General features: G+C 64.8%; 5 protein-coding genes and 1 tRNA gene. 3 read left to right on the top strand and 3 right to left on the bottom strand.

Translation table 11 applies throughout. The features are described from left to right. Positions 1-575 (top strand): hypothetical protein (locus ROY82_13175; GenBank protein MDT3683413.1); only part of this gene is annotated, 575 nt, incomplete at its 5' end. A 26-nt stretch (positions 576-601) separates the two neighbouring features. On the opposite strand, the gene ROY82_13170 is transcribed toward ROY82_13175, so the two are convergent. Beyond that, on the bottom strand, positions 602-967 hold the full coding sequence (locus tag ROY82_13170; protein MDT3683412.1) for a hypothetical protein: 366 nt from the start codon (positions 965-967) through the stop codon (positions 602-604). A 145-nt stretch (positions 968-1,112) separates the two neighbouring features. Here ROY82_13170 and ROY82_13165 point away from each other — a divergent pair, with 145 nt between their 5' ends. Further along, positions 1,113-2,234 carry a restriction endonuclease gene (locus tag ROY82_13165; GenBank protein MDT3683411.1) on the top strand — a complete coding sequence of 374 codons (1,122 nt, stop codon included), beginning with the start codon at positions 1,113-1,115 and terminating at the stop codon, positions 2,232-2,234. A 962-nt stretch (positions 2,235-3,196) separates the two neighbouring features. After that, positions 3,197-4,345, top strand: a complete 1,149-nt coding sequence (locus ROY82_13160) for a site-specific integrase (GenBank protein MDT3683410.1) — start codon at positions 3,197-3,199, stop codon at positions 4,343-4,345. 102 nt (positions 4,346-4,447) lie between these two features. Here ROY82_13160 and ROY82_13155 read toward each other — a convergent pair. Together ROY82_13155 and ROY82_13150 are read right to left on the bottom strand one after the other, a co-directional pair. Next, positions 4,448-4,522, bottom strand: a tRNA-Val gene (locus tag ROY82_13155). A gap of 161 nt (positions 4,523-4,683) precedes the next feature. Beyond that, positions 4,684-6,951 (bottom strand): hypothetical protein, encoded by a 2,268-nt coding sequence (locus tag ROY82_13150; protein MDT3683409.1) that lies wholly within the window; start codon positions 6,949-6,951, stop codon positions 4,684-4,686. Positions 6,952-7,312 lie beyond the last annotated feature (361 nt).

Genomic DNA, 7,312 nt, shown 5'->3' with positions numbered 1-7,312 from the left:
TCTGGCGGTGGGAGCAGCCTTGGTTGTTGGGGTTCCGCGACATCGCCCGCAGCACGGACGAGCGTACGGCCATCTTCTCGCTTATCCCGCGAGTGGCCGTCGGCAACAAGCTGCCGCTTTGGTTCCTGGGCTCGGCAAGTATCGACGATGCCCTAGTTCTGGCGGCGATAACGTCCTCGTTCATCTTCGATTTCATCACCAGGCAAAGCATTGGCGGCACGACGTTCAACTTCTACATCGTGAAGCAGTTGCCGATACCACGGCGTGAGGACCTAGACGCCGAGGCACTTGCACGCCTTAAATCCCTGGCCGGCGCCCTTGTCTGCACAGACGCTCTCATGATGGACATACTTCGAGGTCGCCCCCATCAGGCCGCTTGGGACCCGACTTCGCGAAGCGCGCGCCGCAGTGAGCTAGACGCGTTCTGCTTCCATCTCTACGGCCTGTGTGAAGACGATGTCGCGTATGTCTTGAGCACCTTCGAGGTAACTAAGCGTCGAGAGGTTGCGGAGCTTGGGGACTTTCGAACCAGTAGCTCAGTCATCGCATCGTTCAGAGACATTGAGCGCAAGTAGCTCATCACCAGCTTGCTCTCCTCACCTCAAACGTTGTTGCTTCCGGGCTGCCATGGCCGTTCCAATAGGGCCTCAAGAACGAGCCGTTTCGTTCGGTATTCACCAAGCGATTGAAGCTCGCGCCGCGCAAGCGTCGGGAAGCTGTCAAGGACAGATGCAGCGTCTTCCGTGCCTAAGCCGTAGAGTTCGAAGAAGTACGCGTCCAGCGACGCCCGGCGCCTCCAGCGGTCCGCCTCAATCCAACTTGGAGTACCAGACGATGCAAGTGCCGCTAGTGATGTCAGGTCCGTCGCTGCAAGGAACGCGGCATGGCACATGACCCACCGGGCCTCGTCATCAGAAATATCCGTTGGGCCAGGTATCGGAAGCTGCTCCAAGATGAAGTAGTTCAAGTGGGAACCGCCAACGGCTTGGCGCGCCGCGAAGTCGAACACCAAGCTCGAGGTAGCGGCGAGCAGCAGTAGAGCTTGGCCGTTGCTTCCGCTCGCGGGAAGCACAAGCGGAAGGTTGTTCCCCACGGCCACTCGCGGGATAAGAGTGTCGCCTTTTCCGGGGCATTTGAGTTGTCATCGGGCGGTCCACGACCGGAAAGCGAAGTACTCCAACCCGGTTGCGCGGCAGCCTCGCTATGCTGCCGGCATGGCACTTTGGATGGTACGAGCAGGGAGCGACGGCGAGAACGAGGATTTCGCCATCGAGAGTGGCGTAGTCGCAATCGACTTCCGAAACGTCGGCGACTTGAGCACCGCGAAGAGCCGGGAGGATGTCAAGGGCATGTTGCGGGCCGCCTACCCCGATGACGGCGAGGCGACTGTCACCAATCGAGCCGGGCAGCTGTGGACATTCGCCAGCCGCATCCAGAAGGACGACCTCGTAGCGCTGCCGCTGAAGAGCCAACCCGCCATCGCATTCGGCCGCATCTCAGGACCGTATAAGTATCAGCCTGGTAATCCACCTGGCGCTCGCCACACAAGGCCGGTCACGTGGCTCAGAACCGACGTGCCCCGCTCTTCCATCGACCAGGATCTGCTCTACTCCTTCGGCGCCTTCATGACCGTATGCGCTATCAAGCGCAACAATGCCGAGGAACGCATCCGCGCTATGGTCGGCGACAGGTCAACCCCCAAGCCGCCGCTGCCGGAAGCAGGGGACGCTCAGCCCGAGGCCGAGCCTGAAGTTAGCATTCAGGTCGTGGCGCGCGATCGAATCCGCGCCCGCATCGCTCACCGCTTCAAAGGAGAGGACTTCGAACGCCTCATAGACGCAATCCTCGCCGCCCAAGGATACGTGACGGCAAGGACCGACGCTGGCGCAGACGGCGGTGTCGACATCGTCGCGGGACGCGGGCCGATGGGCTTCGACCCACCGCGCCTGGCCGTCCAGGTCAAATCCTCCGAGAGCCCCGAAGGGGAGAGCGCCGTTCGCGAACTGCAAGGCGTGCTTCGCCGATTCAACGCCGACCGTGGACTGTTCGTGAGCTGGGGTGGCTTCAAGACTAGCGTGCTAAGGCGTACCCGCGAACTCTTCTTCGAGGTGCGGCTCTGGACCGCGGACGATGTTATCGACGCTATCCAGGACAACTACGAACGCCTGCCGGAGGAAGTGCGTGTCGAGATTCCGCTCGCGCGCATGTGGGTGTTGACAGAAGCCGAGGCGTAAGGCTTGGTGGTCAACTGCTGGACAGGTCGGAGTGTTAACACTTTCCGGCGTTCTCGCCTCGCGTAACAGGGTATGGTTGTTGACGTTCCTAAGGCTTTCTTAATCGGGTTGTTCTGCGAGATCTCGATGAGAAACGGGAGTCGTGGCTCCTCCAAGATGGGAAGTCCGAAAACCCCAGGATTCGAGTGAAGGGGTGTTTCAACCCATGGCAGGTGCTATGGCGGCGCGTAAGCTTTCATCTCAAATCGGTCCCGGGACTTCCCTCACAACCGTCTGGATTCTGGAAGTATGAAAAACGATTAGAAGGAGCACGTCCCCTAGGGACACCACAGTCCTTGGCCCCCACATTTGCGTCGTCCCGGAGAGCACTTGCCGGTCAAGCGCGCATTCGATGGGCTCCGGATCCATGCCCGAACATCCGTGAAGCTCTCCCGAGCCCGCTCAGGTGGTGTTCCCGACCGGGCGAAGCCGCTCACGCAATTGAATCAGCCTGCCGTGTGGCGGATCCAGCATAGGTGTGTTCGGCTCGAACCCTCTCCTGGACGCATGGAATGGCCTCAACCGCACCTGACTCGACGAGACTGAGTATCGCATCAAGCGGATATCGCCCGAGCGCCTTTACAACAGTTCACAAGGTTGGCGCTATGACGAGGCACCGACCGCACCAGCAACTCACGCCTAAGGTGAAGCCGCCCACCACAGCAGAAGGCCACGTTTTCGCCGGTTCGTGCTTTACGCTTTCGCCGGTGTTATGTCATGGCGTCCTCGAACACGCGGATGGCGGCGCGGAAGAACAGCCGCACGTCAGGTGGAGCATGGTTCAGAGGTTGGGTTGGTCGGAAGTAGCGTACACCCTGCCGGCCTCGTGAGAGCCTGGCCGTGGATGCCTTACTTGCATCGGAATCTACGAGCACGTGCGGCGCGGCGCCACCGCGAGCCTCTCGCCAGCAAGGAGCACACGCATGGCCAAGCGAACCCGTGGGAGTCACAACGACGGCATCCGCCAACTTCCGTACGAAAGGTGGGACGGTACCGACATGGGCGGCTATCATTCGGCTGCGGGCAGGCGCCGACGGGCTACGCACACAGGCGCTACCAAGCCGGCGGTGCGCGACGAAAGCCGAAGGGTGCGCTCGCAACACCTGGGCGGACGGAGCATGCTTTCACCCGCGATGACGCTAGGGGAACTCGTCAAGCGCTACCTGGAGCACAAGTCTGTCAACGTTAAGCCAACGACCGCTCAAGCCTACGCATACGCCGCGGCGAAGCTTACTCCCTTGTTCGGGGTGCCGCTCGCCAAGCTGAGCCTCATGCAGGTCGATGATCTCAGTCTCGCCCTACAACAAGATGGCGTCGCCCCCGCATACGTGCACCGCATCATGGGCATCCTCAAGAGCGTCCTCGAGCAGGGCAGAAGGTGGGGCCTGGCTTCCCCCAATTGGCTTGAGGACATCAGCCGACCACGAGTCCCACCACCGAACCCGAACGGCTACACCCGTGAGCAGGTCATCCGCTTCCTCCAATCCGCCAAGGGGCACCGCTTCTACGCGATGTACTACCTTGCGTTCACCGCCGGCCTCCGCCGAGGCGAGCTGCTTGGCTTGCGCTGGGATGACATCGACTTCCTCGGGACCGGTGAGGCCGACGTGCACGTGCGTCGCAACGTTGTGCAGGTTGGTGGCGCGCTGGTCGTGCAGGAACCCAAAACGGCCGCTGCGCGGCGCCGAATTCGTGTCGGCGCAGACACCGCGACAGTCCTGGAGGCGCACAGGGAGCAGCAGCGCGCCGAGCGGGAGTCCGGCATAACTTGGGCGGACCAAGGGATCGTATTCGCGTCGGAGCTGGGAACATACCTGAATACCTGGCGCGTGTACCCACCCATCGAGGCCATTTGCAAAGCCGCAGGCATTCCCTACGACGGCCTGCACATCTTCCGCCGTACCAGCGGAAGCCTTCTAATCCTCGAAGGTAAAGACCCAAAGCTCGTCAGCCGCCGCCTCGGCCATACCGACGTCGCCTTCACCCTGCGCACGTACCAGCACCTCTACGCCGACCAGTACGACGCGGCGGTTCTGTCCTTCGACATGAGTTCAGCAATCGAGCAGCACTGAGGGCTCAACGGGCTCCTAAGCCCCAACTCCAGGATTGACCCTTGATACCTGGCGAGGCTGGCGGCAGGTATCGCCAATTTCGCGTCCCTGTACCAATTCGTATGGTGGGCGGTACTGGGATTGAACCAGTGACCCCTCGCGTGTGAAGCGAGTGCTCTCCCGCTGAGCTAACCGCCCATGCCGCCAACGCTAACGCCAGCGTTACGAAGTCTAGCTTTTGCCCGGGAGCCCGTCAACGACACGGGCGATCGCCGGCCCAAACGCCGCCTCGCCCACGCAAACGCGGCAAGTTCCTGAAGCACCGCAAAGCCCCTACACCGCCAAACGACCCCCAACCCCTAATAAAGCGCCAACTCAAGTATCGCAATCGCCCACGACACGATCGCCGTGACCACCACCGCGTTCGCCATCCCCACCGTCATGCTCGCAGGAATCGAGACGCACCCGAGGATGACCACGTACTCGGTGCCGCCGCCGCAACGGCTTGTCGGCGCGCGCCCGTAGCGGTAATGCGTGCCGTCTTTGATGTGCCCGATGGTGTTCCCCGTCTTGGGGTCGATGACGTAGCGCGGGCCGCCGGCGCTGGAGTTCGTGTAGTTGCCCCCTCCGATGAAGCCGATGCGCAGCCCCGGTTCCACCACCGCGCGGTTGGCGCCGGTGGCGGGTTCGATGGCCCAGAACGCGGCGGACGGGATCACGGCGCCCACGGTCACCGCGATCTCCCCCGCACGCAACGCCGCACGCAGTTCGGCGGCTGCTGCTGGGGCACCTTCGGCCTCACCCGGCCGCAGGACGGTCAGCGCCTCGCCCATGCGCAGACTCACGCTGTCCATCTGTGCGGTAGCTGGATCGACGGCGCGCGCCCGCGCGAGCGTCATCTCCGTCTCCAGCGCTCCTTGCAGCACGCCGTACCACAGGCGCTGTTGCGCCTCGGCGGCGGCACCTCCTGCGCCCACGAACGCCACGCCGTCCAGCGCCAGGTCGATGATCGAAGCCGTGCCGTTCTCCACGCCCGCGAACGGCGTTAGTGACACCACGTAGGCCCGCGCACCACCCACGTATGCGCGCATGCCGGGTCGCGACATGCCGTCCACAACCACCCGCTCCGAGGCCAGCACTACCGCCTGGTCGGCCACGGCCAGGGGGAAAAGCAGGTCCTGCAGGGGGTAGGACGAGCCGGCGTCCTCGCTCTTCAGGTCGTTACCGGCGAAGTTGGCTGCGAAAGCGCGACCGATGGCCTGCTCGCGCAGGCTCATGCCGCCGGTGGACACGAGCACGTGGTGGAGAGACGCCAGGGCTGTTGGCGTGCCCTCGTTCGGCAGCGCCGCCAGGGTCTCGGCCGTTACCGCGCCCGCCTCGCGCAGAGTTGGGTCGACGCGGTCGAAGAGTACGCGCTGGGCGGCGCGCTCGGTGCCGTCCGGAGCCCTGGCAATAAGCTCGAGCCGCAGACGCGTGAGTTGCGCACCGCCGCCCCCGCCGAAGAAGCTGCCGAACGAGTCGTCTGAGCCGCTGCCCAACGGGAAGGCGGTCCCCGTCGTCGCCTTGCCGTTCACCAAGAGCACCGGCAGCCACTTCATCTCGCCCAACGCCCCGAGGAGCGCTCCACCGAGGCCCTGCGCCTCTGGTTGGAAGTAGAGCCACATCTCGCTGCCGGCGGCTTCGGCAGCCACCACGCTCTGCTCGAGCGAGACCACCTCCTGCAACGCGCCGTCCTCGAGTGTCTCGACCAGCACGCGCACGACCACCTTGTGCTGAGCTTCGGGCGGCAGCTCGTCGGCGGTGCCAGTGACGGCCGTTAGAGTGGCCCCCGGGGCGGCGTCCACCATCGAAGGGTCGAGGTCCAACCACGTGCCGTCGAGCTGCTCTAGTTGCACCCAAACGTGGGAACGCAGAGCCTCGCGCGGGTTCGGCACGACGGCGCCGGCAGCGCCGCCGCCGCCCATGGCGCCCCCAGCCGCACCGAGCGTCTCAAGCACGCCCGACGCATCCAAGGCCTGCGTCAGCAGCGCGTGGTCGCGCCACGCCCGTTTGGCGAGGGCCTGCACGTTGGTGGTCGTGACGCTGCCGGGGTCCGGATCGGCAAGTGGTTGCGGGGCACCGTCCACCGCTGCCGCGAGCAGGGTGTCGCTGGTGGCGTCGTCGAGCTCGCCGAAAGCCAGGCGGGTGACGTGGCCGTTGTGCTCGAGCAACGCCCGCAGAAGCAGGGCGCGGTCCCAGGCGTTACCCGCGCGTGCGGCCAGGGCCCCGGCGGCGCCGCGCAGTACGCCCGAGTACGGATCGAAGGCGAGGTGGTCTCGCACGAAGTCGAACGAGGCTTCGGGGTCGACGCCGAGCGCGTCGGCGAGGGCGTCGACCTCCCAGAGCTCGGCGGGCAACATGTCGGCCTGCGCCAACGCGGCGTTCTCGACGGCCACCAGGTCGAAGCCGCCCTCGGGCCGCGCGGGAGGGCCAGCCGGCACCAGTGCGGCGTGAGCGGCCCGATCGGCGTCGGTGGGCAGGGTGAAGGTTACGGGCGCGGCACTCGGATCGCCCTGGGCACGAGCGGGCGGTCCTACCAAGAAGGCCGCAAGTACGAGCATCGCGAGGACGGTTGCGCGGGCGGACACGAACCCAGCAGGCGAGGCGTTTCGCGCAGCACGTTTGCTGGTTGCCGCCGCGTGCATGGAACGACCGTGCCAAGACCTCTCTCGCCAAGGACCAGCCTGCCCGGAACCAGCGTGCCCGGAATTACGGTCGAGACCACCAAAACGGGCGCCCATGCACGTGCCTCCTAGCTCGAGTTGCCATGCCGAAGTCGCCGCAGCAGGTTTCTTTGCTGCCGGCATTCTAGGGCATCGCGGCCCGGGCGGCTGCCGCCCGCTCCCGAGGCGTGTTCGGCTGAGCCGGCATGACTTGGGTCCTCGGGCCCCTCGTCCCTTCCTCCCGCGCCGCCCCTCTAGCTTGCTTCCAGGCTCAGGTGGTCAGGAC

This window comes from Truepera sp. (assembly GCA_032027045.1).
In the GTDB taxonomy this organism is placed as follows: domain Bacteria; phylum Deinococcota; class Deinococci; order Deinococcales; family Trueperaceae; genus JAAYYF01.
This window is presented reverse-complemented; position numbering and strand designations above follow the sequence as displayed.